The sequence below is a fragment of the Streptomyces albireticuli genome (assembly GCF_002192455.1).
In the GTDB taxonomy this organism is placed as follows: domain Bacteria; phylum Actinomycetota; class Actinomycetes; order Streptomycetales; family Streptomycetaceae; genus Streptomyces; species Streptomyces albireticuli_B.
The window spans coordinates 4,241,143-4,261,397 of record NZ_CP021744.1 but is presented as its reverse complement, the minus strand read 5'-3'; the positions used below and the strand labels follow the sequence as shown (position 1 = coordinate 4,261,397).

Genomic DNA, 20,255 nt, shown 5'->3' with positions numbered 1-20,255 from the left:
GGCTCAGACGCCGGCGTAGGAGTGCTTGCCGGTGACGAAGATGTTCACGCCGTAGTAGTTGAAGATGTACGTGGCGAAGGCGAAGAGCGCGATGTACGCGGCCTTGCGGCCCTTCCAGCCGGCGGTGGCCCGGGCGTGCAGGTAGGTGGCGTAGGCGACCCAGGTGATGAAGGACCAGACCTCCTTGGGGTCCCAGCCCCAGTAGCGGCCCCAGGCGGCCTCGGCCCAGATCGCGCCCGCGATGATCGTGAACGTCCACAGCGGGAAGACGGTCGCGTTGATGCGGTAGGCGAACTTGTCGAGGGTGGCCGCCGAGGGCAGGCGCATCACGAAGGAGTCCGTGCCCTTGGCGAGCTTCGCCTTGAAGCGGGCGACCTTACGGCCGTCGGCCGGGAGCTCGGCCAGCAGGCGGTTCAGGCCGTCGGTGCCGACGTAGCCCTGCTCCAGGCGCTCCTCGTAGCCGTTGCGGAAGAGGTAGAAGAGCGTGGCGGCCGCGCCCACCCACAGGGACGCGCCCGAGATGATCGCGCAGGAGACGTGGATCCACAGCCAGTACGAGTGGAGGGCCGGCACCAGCTGGTCGCTGTCGGTGTAGAGCACCGAGACGGCGAGGCCCAGGTCGAGCAGGATGGTGGTGACCAGCGGCAGGCCGAGCCAGCGCACGTTCTTCCTGGCGACCAGCAGGCCGAGGTAGACGGCCACCACGACCATGCCGAAGGTCGTGGAGAACTCGTACATGTTGCCCCACGGCGCCCGCTCCACGGAGAGCGCGCGGGTGAGCACGCCGCCCGCGTGGAGCAGGAAGGCGAGGACGGTCAGCGAGACCGCGATCCGGCCGAAGACGTCGCCCTTCTCGCTGGTGCCCGCGGCGCCCGGCCCGTCCGGGACGTCCCGGCCGCCGGCGACCGCGCGGGTGACGACCTTGGGGCGGTCCAGGACGGCCGTGCCGCCGCCCCCCTGGGCGCCCTGACCGGCGGCCGCGGTGGCGGCCTTCGCCTCGGTGGTGATCGCGGCGGCGGTCCGGGCGACCGCGCTGCGGCTGCCGAACACCCACTCCGCGATGTGCGCGAGGAAGGCCAGGGTGTAGACGGCCATGGCGGAGTACACCAGCACATTGCTGAGGTTCGCCATGTTCTCGTTGGCTGCGGCAGCGATGGGGATCACGCGCGCGCTCCTTCGGAGGGATCAGCGGAATCTGTGGGGTCGGTGACGGGCGGTGCGTCGGGGTACAGGGCGACGGCGAGGTCGGCGAGCTCCTCGGGGAGCCGCGCGGACTCGCTGCGGCCGAGCCCGGCGACCTCCACGACGGTCTGCCCGTCCTCGCCGGCGACGGCCCGCGCCCAGACCCGGCGGCGCTGGATGAACAGCGAGGCGGCCACGCCGACGAGCGCGGCGACGGCGCCGCCCAGCGCGGCCCCGTTCCCGGGCTGCTGGGAGACCTGGAAGGTGGCCCACGGCTTGATGCCGTCGAACTCCAGGGTGCCCGCGCCGTCCGGCAGGGTCATCTTGTCGCCGACCTTGAGGGCCTGCGCGAAGGGGCGCCCGTTCTCCTTCTTGAACTGCTTCATCTTGGACACGTCGAGGCGGTAGACGCTCTGCGGCAGGCCCGAGTCCAGGCCCAGGCTGCCGCGGTAGGCGGTCAGCACCAGGTGCGGGTTGTCCAGGGCGGGGAACTGCGAGTTCATCGACTCGGTCGACAGGTCGAGGGTGGGCACGAAGGAGCCCTGGAAGCCCAGGTCGTCCGGCTTGTTGTTCTTGTCCCGGTAGTCCGGGACCTTGATGACCGTGGTCTCCGTGATGTTGCCGTCGAGCGGCAGCGAGGGCACCGGGCCCCGGAAGGCGATGTCGCCCTGGCCGTCCTTGACGGTGACGACCGGCGCGTAGCCGTGGCCGATGAGGAAGACCTTGGAGCCGGCCACCTCCAGCGGCTTGTTCACCTTGATCGTCTTCTTGAGCAGCGGGCCGCCCGGCCGCTCCCGGTAGCTGACGTGCGCCTCGTAGGTGCGGGGCGTGCCGCGCTGGGGGCCGGTGCGCTCGTACGTCGCCTCGAAGCCGTCCAGCCAGAAGCTGAAGGGCTCCAGGTCGTCCGAGTCGAAGAGGGAGCCGGACTTGAAGTCGTCGTACTGCGCCAGCTTGTTCGAGAAGCCCTTGCCCTCGACGATCAGCGACTGGCCCTCGGACTTCCACAGCTGGCCGGAGGCGAAGGCCACCAGCATCACGATCAGGGAGATGTGGAAGAGGAGGTTTCCGGCCTCGCGCAGATAGCCCTTCTCGGAGCCGACCGAGTCGTCGGCGCGCCGGACGCGGAAGCGCCGCCGCTTGAGCAGCTTCTCCGCCGCCGCCAGCACCTGCTCGGGCTCGGCCTCGGTGCGCCAGGTGGTGTACGCGGGCAGCCGGGTCAGCCGGCGCGGCGCGGCCGGCGGGCGGCCGCGGAGCTGGCCGACGAACTGCCAGGTGCGCGGGACGATGCAGCCGATCAGGGAGGTGAACAGCAGGATGTAGATCGCCGAGAACCACACCGAGCTGTAGACGTGGAACAGCCCGAGCTTGTCGTAGACGGGCGCGAGGGTCTCGTGGGCCTTGCGCCAGTTCTCGGCCTTGACCGCGTCGATGCTGGTCTGCGGGATGAGCGAGCCGGGGATGGTCGCCAGCGACAGCAGGAACAGCAGGATCAGCGCGACCCGCATCGAGGTCAGCTGCCGCCAGATCCAGCGCGCCCAGCCGACCGCCTCACGGCCCGACCAGGCGAGCAGGCCCAGCGCGCCGGGCTTGCGGACGCCGCCGAACGAGCCGGGCACCGCCTGTCCGGTCTCCTCGGCCGGGGCCGTGGACAGCTGGGAGCCCGCGGCACCGACGTCCTTGTCCTCGGCGGCGGGCGTTGTCTCTGTCTTGGCCATGGTGATCAGACCTCGGGGACGAAGGAGTTGGACCACACCTGCATCTCGCCGATGATGCGGTCCCAGGCGCCGGTGAGGAGCAGCACACCGACGGCGACGAGCATGACACCACCGGCCCGCATGACCCACGCATAGTGCCGCTTGACCCAGCCGAAAGCGCCGAGAGCGCGCCGGAAGGCCACCGCGGCGAGTATGAAGGGCACACCGAGGCCGAGGCAGTAGGCGAACATCAGCAGCGCGCCGCGGCCGGCGCTGCCCTGGTTCATCGCCAGCAGGTTCACGGAGGCGAGCGTCGGCCCCACGCAGGGCGCCCAGCCGACGCCGAACATGGCGCCCAGCAGCGGTGCCCCGGCCAGGCCCATGGCCGGCTTGCGGTGGAAGCGGAACTCACGCTGGCCGAAGCGCGAGAGCAGCCCCATGAAGGCGAGGCCCATCACGATGGTGAGCATGCCGAGGACCTTGCTGATGGTGTCCTGGTAGCGCTGGAGGTCGTTGCCGAAGTTGCCGAAGAGGGCACCGCCGGAGACGAAGACCGCGCTGAAGCCGAGGACGAAGAGGGACGCGCCGGCGACCATCCGGCCGCGCTTGGCCTCGGCGATGTCGGTGCCGCTGACACCGGTGACGTAGGAGAGGTAGCCGGGTACGAGCGGCAGGACGCACGGGGAGAAGAAGGAGACCAGCCCGCCCAGCACGGCGACCGGCAGGGCGAGCAGCAGCGCCCCGGTGAGGACGGTCTGGTTCATGTCCCCGGCGTTGGCCGCCAGGGTCGTCGCGAGCGGGGTCACGCGGTCACTTCTCCGCGACCAGCGGGTCGAGCGTCTTGCGCAGCTCTTCCTCGCTCAGCGCCTTGATGGCACGCGCGGCGATCTTGCCGTCGCGGTCGATGAAGACGGTCGAGGGGATGAACTGCGGGTTGAGGCTGCCCTTGGGGAAGCGCAGCAGCAGCTCGCCGGCGGAGTCGTAGAAGCTCGGGTACGGGACCTCGAACTCCTTCTCGAACTTGATCGCCGGGGCGGGGTCGGTGTCGCGGGTGTTGAGCCCGACGAACTCCACGCCCTTGCTCTTGTAGTCGTTGGCGACCGCGACGAGGTTCTTGGCCTCGGCCCGGCAGGGCGAGCACCACGAGCCCCAGACGTTAAGGACGACGATCTTGCCCTTGTACTCCTTGGCGACGTCGAGCGCCTTGCCGTCCAGCGTCTTGCCGTCGAGGTCGGGAGCGCTCTGCCGGGCGCTCTTGTCGTTGACGACGCTGACGCCTCCCGTGCCCTGCACGAACTGCGTCTGGCCACCGCTCTTGGGGTTGTCGCCCGAGCCACAGGCGGTCAGGGCCATGGCCGCGACAGCGGCGAAAACGGCCGGCAGGGTGATACGCCGGCGTGGGACAGGGCGTCGAAAGGCGCGGCAGGCACTCATGTGAAAAGTTTCGCATGGTCCGTTTAGGGATCTTCCGCACCCCCCTCCGGGTCCCCTCGAACGGGTCGGGGGCCGCCGCGCGACGGCTCACCGCCCCTCCCCGCCCGCCTTCACCGGGGACCCGCCCCTCCGCCGCCTCAGTCGATGCGGGCCCGCCACTTCTGCCCGACCTCCAGCTTGCGCAGCCCGCTGAGGACCTTGGGGTCCTGGGCGTCCAGCCAGTCGACGAACTGCCGGAAGGAGACCACCCGGACGTCCTTGCGCTTGTCGTCGGCCATGTATTTGAACGCCTCTTCGACGGCGTCCATATAGATGCCGCCGTTCCACTGTTCGAAATGGTTGCCCACGAAGAAGGGCGCCCTGTTCGTCTCGTACGCGCGATCGAATCCCGCGATATACGATTCCGTCGCCTGCTGCCGCCACTCCGGATAGTTGGCGCGGGGGCCCCGGGTGGTGTTCTTCGACTGATTGGCCAGGATGTTGTAGTCCATCGAGAGGACTTCGAACGAATGGCCGGGGAAGGGTATCTGCTGCAACGGCAGGTCCCAGAGACCCCGCCTTTTCTTCGGCCACATCTGAAGGCCGCCCGGCGAACTCGCGTCGTACCGCCAGCCCAGCTTCGCGGCCGTCGGCAGCAGATTGTCCTGCCCCAGCAGACACGGCGTACGGGCGCCGATGAGCTCCTTGCGGTAATCGAACGGGAGCGGCTCCAGGTCCTTGAACCCGGTGTTGGTCCGCCACTCGGTGACGAACGACACCGCCTGCTCGATCTCGGACTCCCAGTCCTCGGGCGTCCAGTTCCCGACCGACCCGGAGCCCGAACAGAAGTGCCCGTTGAAGTGGGTGCCGACCTCGTGGCCCTCCAGCCACGCCTGCCGCAGGTTCTCCAGCGTCGACTTGATGTGGGCGTCGGTCAGATAGCCGATGTCCGATGCGCCGACCGGGTTGTTGGGCGGCTTGTAGAGATTCTTCTTGGACTCCGGGAGGCAGTAGACCCCGGACAGGAAGAACGTCATCCGAGCCCCGTGGTCCCGGGCCAGCTTCCGGAACCGCGGGAAGAGACCGTTGCCGACCTCGCCCGCGCCGTCCCAGGAGAAGATCACGAACTGAGGGGGCCGCTGCCCCGGCTCCAGCCGCTCCGGCTTGGGCGGCTGATTGGGCTGCGGTCCGGCATCGGCGGTGGAGCCGTCACCGATCGGGCTCGCCTTCGCCCGCTGGCTCGCCTTGGCCGAGGGATCGCGGACGGCGGCCGGGGAATGGGAGCACCCCGCGGCGCCTATCGCGGCGGCCGCTCCCATACCCATGCCGAGGAGACCTCGTCGGCTGATGTCGCGCATATCGTCTCCGTCCTTGCTCGACGTGCCCCCTACGCATCTTGTCGTCCATATAAAACGACATCGCGTGAGAGGGCGCGCCGAGCAAGGCGGTTGCGCGCTTTTGCCGGTCTTTACGGAGACTTACCGGACTTTATGCTTCAGGGCGCGGAACTCCGGCCCAGGCCTTACTCTCAGGCGCCGAACGCCTTGGCCCCGCCCTTTACCGGCTTCGCGCCCGCGAGAAGGTGCGCGGGAACGAGATCCCGGGCCGGCTCGCTGTAGCCGACCGACACGATTTTGTCCCCCCTGAAGGTGAACGTCGTCAGGCTCGCCAGCGTGCACTGACGTTTACGCGGGTCGTGCCAGAGCCGGCGCCGCTCCGCGAAACTCCGCACGATCCAGATCGGCAGCTGATGGCTCACGCACACGGCCTCGTGGCCCCGCGCGGCATCCCGCGCCGCGCCCAGCGCGCCCATCATCCGCACGACCTGCTCGACGTACGGCTCGCCCCACGAAGGACGGAAAGGATTCGTCAGGTACTTCCAGTTGGCCGGCTTCTTCAGCGCGCCGTCGCCGACACCGAACGTCTTGCCCTCGAAGACGTTCTCCGCCTCCAGCAGCCGGTCGTCCGTCGCCAGGTCCAGCGAGTGCGCCTTGGCGATCGGCAGCGCCGTCTCCTGCGCGCGCTCCAGCGGCGAGGCCACCACATGGGTGATGTCCCGCCCCGCCAGGTGCTCCGCCACCCGGTCCGCCATCCGCAGCCCGAGCTCCGACAGGTGGTACCCGGGCCTGCGCCCGTAGAGCACGCCCTCCGGGTTGTGCACCTCGCCGTGCCGCATCAGATGGACGACGGTCAGCTCGTCGCCCCCGGCCCTCCGGGCCCCGTTCATATCGGTGGTCATACCGTCCATCATTCCGTCGCCTCGGCAGCCGCCCGCGCCGCGGCCGGCAGCGCCGCCGCGATCCGCTCGATCGCGGCGCCGTCGTGCGCCGTCGACACGAACCAGGATTCGAACGCGGAGGGCGGCAGATACACACCCTGCGCCAGCATCGAGTGGAAGAACGCGTTGAAGCGGAACGCCTGCTGCGCCTTCGCCTGCTCGTAGTCCCGCACCTCGCGGTCGGTGAAGAACACGGAGAACATGTTGGACGCCACCTGGAGGCGGTGCGCCACGCCCTCCTTGGTCAGGGCCTCGGTCACCAGCCCCCGGATCTCCGCGGAGACCGCGTCCAGCTTCTCGTACGCCGCGTCGTCCAGCAGCCGCAGCTGGGCCAGGCCCGCCGCCGTCGCCACCGGGTTACCCGAGAGCGTGCCCGCCTGGTAGACCGGGCCCGCGGGGGCCAGGTGGCCCATCACATCGGCCCGGCCGCCGAACGCCGCCGCCGGGAAGCCGCCGCCCATGACCTTGCCGAAGGTCATCAGGTCCGGCTTCACACCGTCGACGCCGTACCAGCCGGCCCTGCTGGTGCGGAAGCCCGTCATCACCTCGTCGGAGATGAACAGCGCGCCGTTCTTCTCGCAGGCCGACTTCAGGCCCGCGTTGAACCCCGGCCGCGGCGGCACCACGCCCATGTTGCCCGGCGACGCCTCCGTGATCACACAGGCGATCTCGCCCGGGTGCGCGTGGAAGGCCTCGTGCACGGCCTCCAGGTCGTTGTACGGCAGGACGATGGTGTCGGCGGCGGACGCCCCCGTCACACCGGGCGTGTCCGGCAGGCCGAACGTCGCGACACCGGAGCCGGCCGCGGCCAGCAGCGCGTCCACGTGGCCGTGGTAGCAGCCGGCGAACTTGATCACCTTGGCCCGGCCGGTGAATCCCCGCGCGAGGCGGATCGCCGACATGGTCGCCTCGGTGCCCGAGGACACCAGGCGCACCTGCTCCACGGGCTCGACCCGGGCCACGATCTCCTCGGCCAGCGCGACCTCGCCCTCGCCGGGCGTGCCGAAGGACGTACCACGGGCCACGGCCTCCTGGACGGCCGCGATCACCTCGGGGCGCGCGTGCCCCAGGATCATCGGACCCCAGGAGCACACGAGGTCCACATACTCCCGGCCATCGGCGTCCGTGAGGTACGGACCCGTACCGGACACCATGAACCGGGGCGTACCGCCCACGGCACGGAACGCGCGCACCGGAGAGTTCACGCCACCGGGCGTCACGGCAGACGCGCGGTCGAAGAGGTTCTGCGAGACTGGGGCGTCATATGGGTAGCTCACGCTAGCCATGGTCTCAGAGCCTGCCGGGGACTCGCCCTCGGGCGTTTCGCGCGCTCTTCACGGGGGAGGTCTCTGAGACGATGATCGGGTTGCGCGGCGGGGGCTGCCCTGCGTAAAAAAGCGGTCGGGTGGAGATATGCATCGCGGTGGCGGACTGGGCGAGGGCACCGATGACCTGGGCCCCGAGCGAGCCCAGAGGTCCCGCAGGGGGCGCCACAGGGGCCGGCGCGAAGAAGACGGCACGCCCGGCGTGGACGGCACGGAGATCAGCGGGAGTGGTGGCCGGGTGGGGGTGACCTACAAATACTTCGGGGCACCCAACAGTGCGGCCGCGGCCAGCGTCCCGATCTCCATGCGCCCGGAGGAGCTCGGCGGCGACGAGCTCGGCATGGGCGGCATGTTCACCAAAATCAAGCCGGAGACGGTCGCCGCCATGGTGCTCACCGGCATCGAGGGCATACCCCTGCACAAGGTCCCCCCGCTCGAACTGGTCGTTCTCCATCCCGACTACGCGGTCGTCAAGCTCCCCATGACCGTCGTCGACCCGCTGCGCGGGGTCGGCGAGGAATCGGTGGGCGCCGCGGCGTTCATCTGGTCCACGGTCCCCGACCGCGGCGGCCCGCGTGACGCGTTCACCGTCTACCAGCTCCTGCGCGAATGGCAGGACTTCTCCCGCCGCCTCCACGAGAACGGCCACCAGCCCTACTGCCTCGTCTGGCCCTGACCCCGGCCCGCCGGGCCCGGGGGCCCGGCGGTCAGCGCGGCGCGAGCTCCGCCGTGTCCAGGGTGCCCTGGACCACCCGCTGGGCCAGGTCCGCCATCCGCAGCCGACGGGGGCGGGCATAGCTCCGCAGGGCCTCGAACGCCTCGTCCAGCCCCACCTGCCAGCGCTCGGCCAGCACTCCCTTGGCCTGCTCGATGACCACCCGGCTGTGCAGCGCGGCCTGCAACTGCGCCTTGTCGACATTGCCCTGCTCGATGGTGCGCTGCTGGAGGATGGCGATCGTCGCCACGTCCGCCAGCGCCTGGGCCAGCTGGGCGTCGGACTCGGAGATCTTCTCGGCACGGGAATGGAAGAGGTTCAGCGCGCCGATGATCTGGTGGCGCAGCCGCATGGGGATGGCGTGGGTGGTCCGGAAGCCGGCCTCCCGGGCGCGGGCGGCGAAGGGCCCGAACTCCACCGTGGCCCCAGGGGACTCCAGATCGATGTCGAGCTGGGCGTGCCCGGTGCGGTAGCACCGCACGCACGGTCCCTGGTCGTGCTGGAGGGCGAACAGCTCCAGCAGCCTGGTGTGCTCGTCGGAGGCGGCGATGACCTGGAGCTCGCCGAAGGGGTCGACGATCATCACGCCGACCGCGTCGATGTCGAGCAGTTCGACACAGCGGGTGGCGAGCCTGTGCAGGAAGTCGATCAGATCGAAGTCGTCGATGAGCGAATCCACGGCCTCGACCAGGATCTCCAGCGTGCGTTGCTGGCTAGCCATGGCCATCATCCCCTTTTCTTCTCGAAAGACGGGTCCGGCCCGTCACCAGTGTGTCGGAAGCGCAGACGGCGGGCGACCACGTCCTCGGCGACCCGCAGCAGAGGCGTCTCATGGCGGTAGGCGTGGGCCCGCAGCAGGATCAGGGCCTGGGCGACGGACACCCCGGCCTGGACGCTGATCATGCCGCTGGCCTGGTGGACCGCGGCCCGGTGCAGCGGAGCGCCGGACCCGGCCGTGGCGAAGGACTCCGTCCGCCCGGCGCCGTCCAGCACCACCGCGGTCACCGCGGCGGACAGGATCAGGGCGTCGTCCATCGCGGCCGCCGTCAGCGGGCCCGGCGCGCCCCGCTGCGCGGTCAGCACACCCAGGCACACCCCGCCGATGCGCAGCGGGAAGCAGAAGACGGCGCCCACCCCGAGCCCGGCCAGCGCGGGCAGCAGCACCGGCCACCGGTCGGCGCGGACCCGCGCCAGATCCGGCTCCACGACCACCGCGCAGGAGCCGACGGAGTCCACGCCCGGGCCCTCGCCCAGCGTGTACTGCTCGTCCTCGAGGCGTTCGCTGACTCCGGGGGACGACCACACCAGCTCGCTCAGGGCACCGCCCGTGACGAGGGAGACGGCCACCCCGTCCACACCCAGGACGCGGGCGCACTCCAGCGGATCCCCGCCGATCAGTCCCGGGCCCGATCGCGAGGACAGCTCGCGCAGCACCCGGGCCATGCCCGTGCTGGTCGCCACCGTCGGCACCTGCTTCCCGGGCCCGTCCGCCACGTGCCGCCCGGAACGAGCGACCCGCCGTCTTCACCCTACGCCCGGGAGCCCTTGTGAGGGCTGTCCTGGAGGGCTTCCAGATCAGCCAGATCCGTGAGCGAGGCGACCGGCCGGAAGACCTCCAGCAGGCCGGCCACGCGCATGACCTTGAGCGCCCACGGCCGGGTGCACAGCACCTCGAAGGAACCGCCCGCCGCGAGCACCCCGCCCCGGGCCCGGTACAGCGCGCCCAGGACGGCGCAGTCGAAGAAGGTCACCTGCCGCAGGTCGACCACGACGACGGGCCGGCCCAGCGCCACCAGCTGGAGGAGCAGCGACTCCATCTCCGGCACGGCCGCCACATCGGCCTCACCCGCCAGTTCCAGCACACCCCAACGGCCGACCACCCGGATCCTGGCCTCACCTTGCCACTCCGTCACCGCTGTTCCCCCTGCTCGGACCAGGTCGGACGGCCCCGGGAGCACACCCTTCGGGCACCGCCGCCACCAGGGTCCGGGGTGGCTCCCGCAACGGTATGTCCGATGCCCTCCGCCCAGAAGGGGCCATGCCTTCAGGCCCCCGAAGGTATGAAAATCGCCCGGGTTCGCCCACGCCGGGGAACGATCCGTGCTTAGGTGACGAGGTCCGCCTCGCGCATCCCCTCGCCGCCGCCCCCTCCCGGGGTTGGCCGAGACCCTCGCCACCGGGCCCGGGCCGCCTTCCGGGCGCCCCGCCCGTGCCCTAGGGTGACGCCCGTGGCCCAGGCCCCCGGCCGCATCCTCCCGCGGACGCTCCGGGTGCCTCCCAACCCTGCCGGTCCCTCCGCGGTCGAGGAAGAACCGGCCGGTGTCCCCGCCAGGGGAGGGTGGGCCACCGGCCGGTCCGTCCACCTCCGGCCCCTTCCGGCTCTCCGCCGTCCCCTTCCGTCCCCTTCCGGTTCCGGGCCCGCCGTAGCCTTCGCCCATGCTCACCGTGCGCTCCATCGCCCTCTTCGTCCTCGCCGCGCTGCTGGAGATCGGCGGCGCCTGGCTCGTGTGGCAGGGCGTCCGTGAGCACCGGGGCTGGGCGTGGATCGGCACCGGCATCGTGGCCCTGGGCGCCTACGGCTTCGTCGCCACGCTCCAGCCGGACGCCGACTTCGGCCGCATCCTCGCCGCGTACGGCGGGGTCTTCGTCGCCGGCTCGCTGGCCTGGGGCATGGTCGCGGACGGCTACCGCCCGGACCGCTACGACGTCCTCGGCGCGCTCGTCTGCCTGGCCGGCGTCGCGATCATCATGTACGTCCCCCGCGACCGCTGACGTCCGGCCGCCGGCGCCGCCGCACGGCCACCGCGGACGACGGCCGGAACGCCACGGGCAGCCGCCGCCCCGGCGCACCCGCCGCATATCCTGCGCACGGATCTGCCACGTCGCTTGCGCCCCAGGAGGCCCCTCATGAGCACCCGCACCGCAGTCATCACCGGCGCGAGCAGCGGAATCGGCGCCGCCACCGCCCGCCGGCTGGCCGCCGAGGGCTACCGTGTCGTGCTCACCGCCCGCCGCGCGGACCGGATCGAGGCCCTCGCCGCCGAGCTCACCGCCGCCGGCCACGAGGCCGTCGCCTACGAGCTCGACGTGACCGACCGCGCCGCCGTCACGGTCTTCGGCGTCTTCCTCGACGACTTCCCGGCCGTCGACGTCCTGGTCAACAACGCCGGCGGCGCCCTCGGCACCGAATCCGTCGCCACCGCCGACCCCACCGACTGGCGGGCGATGTACGAGGTCAACGTCCTCGGCGCGCTCAACGTCACCCAGGCCCTGCTCCCCCGCCTGCGCACCGCCCCCGACGGCGGCACCGTCCTGATCGTCTCCTCCACCGCCGGCCTCGCCACCTACGAGGGCGGTGGCGGCTACGTCGCGGCCAAGCACGGCGCCCATGTGATGGCCGAGACGCTCCGCCTGGAGCTGTGCGGCGAGCCCGTGCGCGTCGTGGAGATCGCGCCCGGCATGGTGAAGACCGAGGGGTTCGCCGTCACCCGCTTCCGCGGCGACGAGGAGAAGGCCGCCGCCGTCTACGCGGGCGTGGCCGAGCCGCTGACCGCCGAGGACATCGCCGACACCATCGCCTGGGCCGTCACCCGCCCGCCGCACGTCAACATCGACCTCCTCGTGGTCCGCCCGCGCGCCCAGGCCGCCAACCACAAGGTCCACCGCGAGAGCTGAGCCGCGGGCCCACCGGCCCCGGGGCCCCGGACGCGGGACGAAATGCGGATCGCGCTGAAGATCATCAAGGGTTACTTTCTTAGCGCGGCCGTCCTGGGGGACGGCCCTACGAAAGGGGAATCCCATGCGTGTCACCGGCTTCGACCACCTCGTGCTCAACGTCTCCGACGTCGAGCGGGCGCTGGCCTTCTACACCGGTCCGCTCGGCCTGGAGCCGGTCCGCGTGGACGAGTGGCGCGCGGGCGAGGTGCCCTTCCCCTCGGTCCGCGTCTCGCCGACGACGATCATCGACCTGTTCAAGCGCGACCGGGGCGAGTCCAACGTCGACCACATCTGCCTCGTCGTCGAGCCCCTCGACTGGCAGACCGTGATCGACGCCGGCACCTTCACCGTCACCGACGGCCCCGGCTCCCGCTTCGGCGCCCGCGGCGACGGCCAGTCCCTCTACGTCCTGGACCCGGACGGCAACACGGTCGAGCTGCGCTGGTACCAGCAGGACGCCTGACACACACGGCGAAGGGGCCCGGCACCCACCCGGGTGCCGGGCCCCTCCCGCGCCGGTCGCGTGCCCAGGCGCTCGACGCGGACGATCAGCCCTTGACGCAGACGACCTGCTTCAGCTTCGCGACGACCTCGACGAGGTCGCGCTGCTGCTCCATGACCTTCTCGATCGGCTTGTACGCCCCGGGGATCTCGTCGACCACACCGGCGTCCTTACGGCACTCCACACCGCGTGTCTGCTCCTCCAGGTCCCGCGTGGTGAAGCGCTTCTTCGCGGCGTTGCGGCTCATCTTGCGGCCCGCGCCGTGGGACGCGGAGTTGAAGGAGGCCGCGTTGCCGAGGCCCTTCACGATGTACGAGCCGGTGCCCATCGAGCCCGGGATGATGCCGAACTCGCCGCTGCCGGCGCGGATCGCGCCCTTGCGCGTGACGAGCAGGTCCATGCCCTCGTAGCGCTCCTCGGCCACGTAGTTGTGGTGGCAGGAGATGACCTGGTCGAAGGCCGGCTTGGCCTTGGCGAACTCCTTGCGGACCACGTCCTTGAAGAGCGCCATCATCAGCTCGCGGTTGTGCTTGGCGTACTCCTGCGCCCAGAACAGGTCGTGCCGGTAGGCCGCCATCTGCGGGGTGTCCGCGACGAAGACCGCGAGGTCGCGGTCGATCAGGCCTTGGTTGTGCGGCAGCTTCTGGGCCTGGCCGATGTGGTACTCGGCGAGCTCCTTGCCGATGTTCCGGGAGCCGGAGTGGAGCATCAGCCAGACCGAACCCGTCTCGTCGAGACAGAATTCAATGAAGTGATTCCCGGATCCGAGCGTTCCCATCTGCTTCGTGGCGCGCTCCTGACGGAACTTGACCGCATCCGCGACCCCGTCGAACCGCCCCCAGAAGTCGTCCCACCCCGACGTCGCCAGCCCGTGCAGCTTGCCCGGGTCCACCGCGGAGTCGTGCATCCCGCGGCCCACCGGGATCGCCTGCTCGATCCGGGAGCGCAGCCGCGACAGGTCGGCGGGCAGGTCCTCCGCGGTCAGCGAGGTCTTCACCGCCGACATCCCGCAGCCGATGTCCACCCCGACCGCCGCCGGGCACACCGCGCCACGCATCGCGATCACCGAGCCGACCGTGGCGCCCTTGCCGAAGTGGACGTCGGGCATCACCGCGAGGCCCTGGATCCACGGCAGGGTCGAGACGTTGCGCAGCTGCTGCATGGCGACGCCCTCGACCGTGGCCGGGTCGGCCCACATGCGGATCGGAACCCGGGCGCCGGGCACCTCGGTGTAGGACATGATTTTCCCCATTACCCCGTAAAAGAAAGATAACGCAAAAGCCGGACAAATCGCATGATTCATGGCAGTGAACCGGCGGACGCGGCGGCACGTGCGGTAGACATACTGTCCAGCCGCCGCCGGACCGGCGGCAACACGTTTTCGGGCGAGAGGGGCCACGGACAGTGCAGCGAAGGGCGTACGCACCGGCCGCCGCGCTGGTGGCGGCCGTGCTGACCGCGGGCCTCACCTCGTGCAGCGGGGCATCCGGCACCGGCGGCGGAGGCGACGACTCCAAGCCCGGCCAGCCCGGCTCCTCGGCCCCCGCCGGCGAGCCCGGGAAGTACCGCGGCCTCCCCGAACCCTGCGGCTACGTCAACCGCGACACGCTCCGCCGCCTGCTGCCCGCGGGCGAGAACGAGAGCGAGGCGGAGATCGAGAAGGTCTACAAGGGCCAGGCCGCCATCACCTACGACACCGACCGCCGCGTCGGCTGCCGCTGGCGGCTGGAGACCCCCGAGGGCACCCGCCACCTGTCGGTCGACTTCGAGCGCGTGGTGTCGTACCAGCCGGGCGTCAGCGACGAGCAGCGCGCGCAGCAGCTCTACGCCCGCGAGGCCACCGCCGCCCACATCCCGACCGCCGCCGCCTCGGCCTCCGGCTCGTCCGCCCCCGCCACCCCGGCGCCCTCCTCCGGCGCGCCGAGCGCCTCCTCCGGCGCGCACCCGCAGGGCGGCGCGGCGTCCGGCAAGCCCAGCGGCACCGCCTCCCCCTCCCCGTCGGTCCCGCCCTCTGGCTCGCCCTCGGGCCTGGCCCCGCGCGCCCTCGACGACCTCGGCGACGAGGCGTTCGTCGACGACAAGCTGAGCACCACGGGCTCCGGCGTGCACCGCGACATCGCGATCGTCTTCCGGTCCGCCAACGTCCTGGTGAGCATCGCCTACGACCAGTGGTCGACCGACCGGCAGCACGTCCCCAGCAGCGAGGACCTCCAGGGCCGGGCGCACGGCCTGGCCCGGGAGCTGGACGCGGGGCACTTCGGCAATTAGCCCGGCGAGTAACGTCCCACTTCGACCACGGCCGTGCGTCGGCCGCGTACCGTGCCGACCAGACCCGGGCGCAGCCCGGCCCGCCCTCGAACCTGAACGAGCGAAGGACCCATGCACCGAACAGCCCCGCGACTCGCCCGAATCCTCGCCTGCGCCGCAGTACCGGTGATGCTCGTCGCCACCGGCTGCTCGGACGACGACTCCGGCGACAAGAAGAAGGCCTCGGCCACGCCCTCCGCGGCGGCGACGCCCAGCGCCTCGCCGTCCGTCAAGGAGGCGACGTTCACCAAGCTGCCCGAGGTGTGCAAGACCGTCACCGAGAAGACGATCGACTCGATCGTGCCGAAGGCGAAGAAGAAGGAGGGGGAACCGCTCCCCGCCTCCGACTCCAACGACTCGGCGAGCTGCTTCTGGAACGGCCTCGACGACGAGGACCCCAAGGACATGCAGTTCCGCACCCTGACGGTCTCCCTGAAGCGCTTCGCCGCCGACCCGGCCCTGGGCTCGGGCGAGAAGCGCGCCCAGGCGTTCGTCGCCCAGCGGACCACCAAGGCGGCCACCGAGGACGGCGCCAAGGAGGCCAAGACCGAGAAGGTCGCCGACATCGGTGACGAGGCGAACAGCGTGGCCTCGGACTACCGCAAGAGCGACGACGACTACCGCAACGCGATCGTCGTCACCCGGACCGCCAATGTCGTGATCACCGTGAAGTACAGCGGCGCGGGCTACCAGGGTGCGAAGAACCCCGACGCGGAAGGTCTGATGAAGAACGCCCGGACCGCGGCGAAGGAGGCCGTCACGGCCGTCGCCGACGCCAACAAGAAGTAGCCGGCGAGAAGCGGCGGAACGGCGGAGGGCCGCCACCCGGTGTCACCGGGTGGCGGCCCTCCGCCGTGAACCGCTCGGGGCGTTACGCCGCCAGCAGCTTGCGCACCCGGTCCGCGCCCACGGCGAGGAGCAGCGTGGGCAGCCGCGGGCCGGTGTCCCGCCCGACCAGGAGCTGGTAGAGCAGGGCGAAGAAGGACCGCTGGGCGACCTTCAGCTCGGGCGTCGGCTTGGCGTCGGGCTCCAGCCCGGCCAGGACCTTGGGCACGCCGTAGACGAGCGTGGTGAGGCCGTCGAGCGACCAGTGCTCGTCGAGGCCGTCCAGCAGCAGCCGCAGCGAGGCGCGGGCCTCGTCGTCGAGGGCGGCGAGCGCCTCGGCGTCGGGCTCGGCGCGGACGACCGTGCGCGACTCGGCCGGGACCTGGGTGTTGATCCAGTGCTCGGCGCGGTCGAGCCGGGGCCGGGTCTCGTCCAGCGTGGTGACCGGGTTGGCCGGGTCCAGCTCGCCGAGGATCCGCAGCGTCTGCTCGTCGTGGCCGCCGGTGATGTCGACGACCGAGGCGAGCGTGCGGTACGGCAGCGGGCGCGGGGTGCGCGGCAGCTCACCGGCGGCCGTACGGGCGGCCCGGCTGTACGCGGCGGCGTCGGCGGGCAGCACCGTGCCGTCGGCGACCTTGGACTCCAGCTTGTCCCACTCGTCGTAGAGCCGCTGGATCTCCTGGTCGAAGGCGATCTTGAAGGACTGGTTGGGCCTGCGGCGGGCGTAGAGCCAGCGCAGCAGCGGTGCCTCCATGATCTTCAGCGCGTCGCCCGGCGTGGGGACGCCGCCCTTGGAGCTGGACATCTTGGCCATGCCGCTGATGCCGACGAAGGCGTACATCGGGCCGATCGGCTGCTCGCCGCCGAAGACCTTGCGGACGATCTGGCCGCCGACGACGAAGGACGAGCCCGGCGAGGAGTGGTCGACGCCGGAGGGCTCGAAGATCACGCCCTCGTAGGCCCAGCGCATCGGCCAGTCGACCTTCCAGACCAGCTTGCCGCGGTTGAACTCGCTGAGCAGCACGGTCTCGGAGTGCCCGCACACACAGGTGTAGGACAGCTCGGTGGTCGCGTCGTCGTACGCGGTGACGGTGGTGAGGTCCTTCTCGCACGCGCCACAGTACGGCTTGTACGGGAAGTAGCCCGCGCCGGAGCCGCTGCCGTCGTCCTCGGCGGCGGCGCCGGAGCCCTCGGCGGCCTCCAGCTCGGCCTCGTCGACCGGCTTCTGCTGCTTCTGCTGCGGCTTCTTGCCGGCCGCGGCGGGGTCCTTCTTCGTCCGGTACTGGTCGAGGATGGCGTCGATGTCACCGCGGTGCTTCATCGCGTGCAGGATCTGCTCGCGGTAGACGCCCGAGGTGTACTGCTCGGTCTGGCTGATCGGGTCGTACTCGACGCCGAGCTCGGCCAGCGCCTCGACCATGGCGGCCTTGAAGTGCTCGGCCCAGTTCGGGTACGCCGAGCCGGCCGGGGCCGGGACCGAGGTCAGCGGCTTGCCGATGTGCTCGGCCCAGGACTCGTCGATGCCGGGGACGCCGTTCGGCACCTTGCGGTAGCGGTCGTAGTCGTCCCAGGAGATCAGGTGCCGGACCTCGTGGCCGCGGCGCCGCATCTCGTCGGCGACCAGGTGCGGGGTCATGACCTCGCGGAGGTTGCCGAGGTGGATCGGGCCGGAGGGGGAGAGCCCGGAGGCCACGACGATCGGTTTGCCGGGGGCGCGGCGCTCCGCTTCGGCAATGACGTCGTCGGCGAAACGGGAGACCCAGTCGGCCTCGGTGCTCTGAGCCTGAGCCACGGCACTTCCTTCCATACGGTCCTGGCATGACCATTGTCCCAGACGAAAGGCGTGGCCCCGGGGTTGCCCGGGGTGCGGCGAAATCACCGAGGGGCCGTGGTACACGCATGGGATACTCGGTGGGACCTTCATGCCGCCTACCGGAATGGCACCCACCCCATGGCTTCGGTTCCCTCCCTCGCTTCCTCGCTCCACCAGCGCATCGCGGATGCCCTCTCGGCCGCCCTGCCGGAGGCCGGCGCCGCCGACCCGCTGCTGCGACGAAGCGACCGGGCCGACTTCCAGGCCAACGGGATGCTGGCGCTCGCCAAGAAGCTGGGGGGCAACCCCCGCGAGCTGGCGGCGAAGGTCGTCGAGGGCCTGCCCGCCGGTGACCTGATCAAGGACGTCGAGGTCTCGGGCCCCGGCTTCCTGAACATCACGATCACGGACGAGGCGATCGTTACGACCCTGGCCGCGCGCGCCGCCGACGACCGGCTGGGCGTGCCCTTCGCGGAGCACCCGGGCACCACGGTCATCGACTACGCGCAGCCGAACGTGGCCAAGGAGATGCACGTCGGCCACCTGCGCAATTCGGTGATCGGCGACGCGGTGGTGCGGATCCTGGAGTTCTCCGGCGAGCAGGTCGTGCGCCGGCACCACATCGGCGACTGGGGCACCCAGTTCGGCATGCTCATCCAGTACTTGATCGAGCACCCGCACGAGCTGGACCACGAGGGCGAGGTCTCCGGCGAGGAGGCCATGTCCTCCCTCAACCGGCTGTACAAGGCGTCGCGGACGCTCTTCGACTCCGACGAGGAGTTCAAGGCCCGCGCCCGGCGCCGGGTCGTCGACCTCCAGGCGGGCGACGAGGAGACCCTCGCACTGTGGCAGCGGTTCGTCGACGAGTCGAAGATCTACTTCTACTCGGTCTTCGACAAGCTCGACGTGGAGATCCGCGACGAGGACATCGTCGGCGAGTCCGGTTACAACGACATGCTCGCCGAGACCTGCCGCCTGCTGGAGGAGTCCGGCGTCGCCGTCCGCTCCAACGGCGCGCTGTGCGTCTTCTTCGACGACGTCAAGGGCCCGGACGGCAAGCCCTCGCCGCTGATCGTCCAGAAGTCCGACGGCGGCTTCGGCTACGCGGCCACGGACCTGTCCGCGATCCGCGACCGGGTGGGCAACCTCAAGGCCGACACCCTGCTGTACGTGGTGGACGCCCGGCAGTCCCTGCACTTCAAGATGGTCTTCGAGACCGCCCGCCGGGCCGGCTGGCTGCCCGAGGGCGTCAAGGCCGTCCAGCTCGGCTTCGGCACGGTCCTCGGCAAGGACGGCAAGCCGTTCAAGACCCGTGAGGGCGAGACGGTCCGCCTGATCGACCTGCTCGACGAGGCGATCGACCGCGCGACGGCCGTCGTCCGGGAGAAGGCCCAGGACCTGACCGAGGAGCAGATCGCCGAGCGCGGCGCCCAGGTCGGCATCGGCGCGGTGAAGTACGCGGACCTGTCCACGTCCGTCTCCCGCGACTACAAGTTCGACCTGGACCAGATGGTGTCCCTCAACGGCGACACCAGCGTCTACCTCCAGTACGCCTACGCCCGTATCCAGTCGATCCTCCGCAAGGCGGGCGAGGCCCGCCCGGCCGCCCACCCGGAGCTCGCGCTGGCCCCGGCCGAGCGCGCGCTGGGCATGCACCTGGACCAGTTCGGGGAGAACCTCGCCGAGGTCACCGCCTCCTACGAGCCGCACAAGCTGGCCGGGTACCTCTACCAGCTGGCCTCGCTCTACACCACGTTCTACGCCGAGTGCCCGGTCCTCAAGGCCGAGACCCCGCAGCAGGTGGAGAACCGCCTCTTCCTCTGCGACCTGACGGCCCGCACCCTGCGCCAGGGCATGACCCTGCTGGGCATCCGGACGCCCGAGCAGCTGTAGTCCGCGCCGGGGGGCGGGGTCAGTGCCCGCCCCCCAGTTCGAACCACATCAGCTTGCCGACCAGCCCCTGCGGCTGGTCCCGCAGCGCGAACCCGCCCCAGCTGTCGGCGCAGGTCATCACCAGCCCCAGCCCGCGCCCCTGTTCGGCCTCGCCGTCCGGCGGCGCGGCCCTGACCGGCGCCGGGAGCTTGGGGTTGGTGTCCCAGACGCTCACCCGCACCCGCTCCCCCTCGCCCTTCACCCGTACCGAGGCGGGGCCGTCGGAGTAGCGGTAGGCGTTGGTGAGCAGCTCGGAGGTCAGCAGCTCGGCGGTGTCGGCCACGGCGGCGAAGCCGTGCTGCTGGAAGATCGTGCGGAGGGTGCGCCGTGCGATGCAGGGGGCCAGCGGGTCGCGGGGGACCTGAAGCGTGTACTCCCAGTCGTCGGCCTGTTCCGGATCGGCCCGCTCCGGGTCGTCCTTCCTGACGTCGTCCTGCTCCGGGTCGTCGCCCATGCCCGCGCCTCCGTGGAGTGAGTGGCGTGGCACACACCGTAGAGCATCGGCTCTCCCCTGTGGCGGCCGGAGGCCGGGAACGCGAAGAGCCGGGAGCG

General features: G+C 71.0%; 20 protein-coding genes. 7 read left to right on the top strand and 13 right to left on the bottom strand.

Annotated features, from left to right (window positions below; translation table 11 throughout):
• Window positions 1–3: 3 nt before the first annotated feature.
• From ccsB to hemL, 7 genes are all read right to left on the bottom strand, one after another.
• Complete coding sequence (gene ccsB / locus SMD11_RS18395) at window positions 4–1,161, bottom strand: c-type cytochrome biogenesis protein CcsB (RefSeq protein WP_087930592.1); 1,158 nt, start codon at window positions 1,159–1,161, stop codon at window positions 4–6.
• Window positions 1,161–2,897: a cytochrome c biogenesis protein ResB gene (gene resB / locus SMD11_RS18390; RefSeq protein WP_087927482.1), complete on the bottom strand. Its 1,737-nt coding sequence runs from the start codon at window positions 2,895–2,897 to the stop codon at window positions 1,161–1,163. The genes ccsB and resB overlap by 1 nt, the downstream gene beginning before the upstream one ends.
• Window positions 2,898–2,902: 5 nt before the next feature.
• Complete coding sequence (locus tag SMD11_RS18385) at window positions 2,903–3,640, bottom strand: cytochrome c biogenesis CcdA family protein (protein WP_087930591.1); 738 nt, start codon at window positions 3,638–3,640, stop codon at window positions 2,903–2,905.
• A 46-nt stretch (window positions 3,641–3,686) separates the two neighbouring features.
• On the bottom strand, window positions 3,687–4,310 hold the full coding sequence (locus SMD11_RS18380) for a TlpA family protein disulfide reductase (protein ID WP_087927481.1): 624 nt from the start codon (window positions 4,308–4,310) through the stop codon (window positions 3,687–3,689).
• Between the two features lie 137 nt (window positions 4,311–4,447).
• Window positions 4,448–5,647 carry a hypothetical protein gene (locus tag SMD11_RS18375; protein ID WP_087927480.1) on the bottom strand — a complete coding sequence of 400 codons (1,200 nt, stop codon included), beginning with the start codon at window positions 5,645–5,647 and terminating at the stop codon, window positions 4,448–4,450.
• Between the two features lie 170 nt (window positions 5,648–5,817).
• Window positions 5,818–6,528: a histidine phosphatase family protein gene (locus SMD11_RS18370; protein ID WP_234366082.1), complete on the bottom strand. Its 711-nt coding sequence runs from the start codon at window positions 6,526–6,528 to the stop codon at window positions 5,818–5,820.
• An 8-nt stretch (window positions 6,529–6,536) separates the two neighbouring features.
• Window positions 6,537–7,853, bottom strand: a complete 1,317-nt coding sequence (gene hemL, locus SMD11_RS18365; protein WP_087927479.1) for a glutamate-1-semialdehyde 2,1-aminomutase — start codon at window positions 7,851–7,853, stop codon at window positions 6,537–6,539.
• A 127-nt stretch (window positions 7,854–7,980) separates the two neighbouring features.
• On the opposite strand from hemL, the gene SMD11_RS18360 reads away from it, so the two are divergent.
• Entirely contained in the window at window positions 7,981–8,568 is a 588-nt protein-coding gene (locus SMD11_RS18360; protein WP_087927478.1) for a hypothetical protein, read from the top strand.
• Window positions 8,569–8,599: 31 nt separating this feature from the next.
• Here the strand turns inward: SMD11_RS18360 and SMD11_RS18355 are convergent, their stop codons facing one another.
• From SMD11_RS18355 to SMD11_RS35475, 3 genes are all read right to left on the bottom strand, one after another.
• Window positions 8,600–9,328 carry a GAF and ANTAR domain-containing protein gene (locus tag SMD11_RS18355; RefSeq protein ID WP_324614753.1) on the bottom strand — a complete coding sequence of 243 codons (729 nt, stop codon included), beginning with the start codon at window positions 9,326–9,328 and terminating at the stop codon, window positions 8,600–8,602.
• Window positions 9,329–9,333: 5 nt separating this feature from the next.
• Window positions 9,334–10,068: an ANTAR domain-containing protein gene (locus tag SMD11_RS18350; protein ID WP_234366081.1), complete on the bottom strand. Its 735-nt coding sequence runs from the start codon at window positions 10,066–10,068 to the stop codon at window positions 9,334–9,336.
• 68 nt (window positions 10,069–10,136) lie between these two features.
• Window positions 10,137–10,520, bottom strand: a complete 384-nt coding sequence (locus SMD11_RS35475; protein ID WP_159395318.1) for an STAS domain-containing protein — start codon at window positions 10,518–10,520, stop codon at window positions 10,137–10,139.
• Between the two features lie 523 nt (window positions 10,521–11,043).
• Here SMD11_RS35475 and SMD11_RS18340 point away from each other — a divergent pair.
• From SMD11_RS18340 to SMD11_RS18330, 3 genes are all read left to right on the top strand, one after another.
• Entirely contained in the window at window positions 11,044–11,379 is a 336-nt protein-coding gene (locus SMD11_RS18340; RefSeq protein ID WP_087927476.1) for a YnfA family protein, read from the top strand.
• Between the two features lie 135 nt (window positions 11,380–11,514).
• Window positions 11,515–12,282 (top strand): SDR family NAD(P)-dependent oxidoreductase, encoded by a 768-nt coding sequence (locus SMD11_RS18335; RefSeq protein ID WP_087927475.1) that lies wholly within the window; start codon window positions 11,515–11,517, stop codon window positions 12,280–12,282.
• Between the two features lie 124 nt (window positions 12,283–12,406).
• Window positions 12,407–12,787, top strand: coding sequence for a VOC family protein (locus SMD11_RS18330; RefSeq protein ID WP_087927474.1), 381 nt, complete (start codon window positions 12,407–12,409; stop codon window positions 12,785–12,787).
• Window positions 12,788–12,872: 85 nt separating this feature from the next.
• Here the strand turns inward: SMD11_RS18330 and SMD11_RS18325 are convergent, their stop codons facing one another.
• On the bottom strand, window positions 12,873–14,066 hold the full coding sequence (locus tag SMD11_RS18325; protein WP_087927473.1) for an RtcB family protein: 1,194 nt from the start codon (window positions 14,064–14,066) through the stop codon (window positions 12,873–12,875).
• A 164-nt stretch (window positions 14,067–14,230) separates the two neighbouring features.
• On the opposite strand from SMD11_RS18325, the gene SMD11_RS18320 reads away from it, so the two are divergent.
• The gene (locus SMD11_RS18320) at window positions 14,231–15,094 is read left to right on the top strand and encodes a hypothetical protein (protein WP_087927472.1); all 864 of its coding nucleotides are present in this window, start codon (window positions 14,231–14,233) and stop codon (window positions 15,092–15,094) included.
• 111 nt (window positions 15,095–15,205) lie between these two features.
• On the top strand, window positions 15,206–15,922 hold the full coding sequence (locus tag SMD11_RS18315) for a hypothetical protein (protein ID WP_087927471.1): 717 nt from the start codon (window positions 15,206–15,208) through the stop codon (window positions 15,920–15,922).
• 82 nt (window positions 15,923–16,004) lie between these two features.
• Here SMD11_RS18315 and lysS read toward each other — a convergent pair whose 3' ends face one another.
• Complete coding sequence (lysS, locus tag SMD11_RS18310; RefSeq protein ID WP_418952452.1) at window positions 16,005–17,765, bottom strand: lysine--tRNA ligase; 1,761 nt, start codon at window positions 17,763–17,765, stop codon at window positions 16,005–16,007.
• Between the two features lie 144 nt (window positions 17,766–17,909).
• Here lysS and argS point away from each other — a divergent pair, with 144 nt between their 5' ends.
• On the top strand, window positions 17,910–19,664 hold the full coding sequence (argS, locus tag SMD11_RS18305) for an arginine--tRNA ligase (RefSeq protein ID WP_087927469.1): 1,755 nt from the start codon (window positions 17,910–17,912) through the stop codon (window positions 19,662–19,664).
• 19 nt (window positions 19,665–19,683) lie between these two features.
• Here argS and SMD11_RS18300 read toward each other — a convergent pair whose 3' ends face one another.
• Window positions 19,684–20,157: an ATP-binding protein gene (locus tag SMD11_RS18300; protein WP_087927468.1), complete on the bottom strand. Its 474-nt coding sequence runs from the start codon at window positions 20,155–20,157 to the stop codon at window positions 19,684–19,686.
• Window positions 20,158–20,255: the final 98 nt, after the last annotated feature.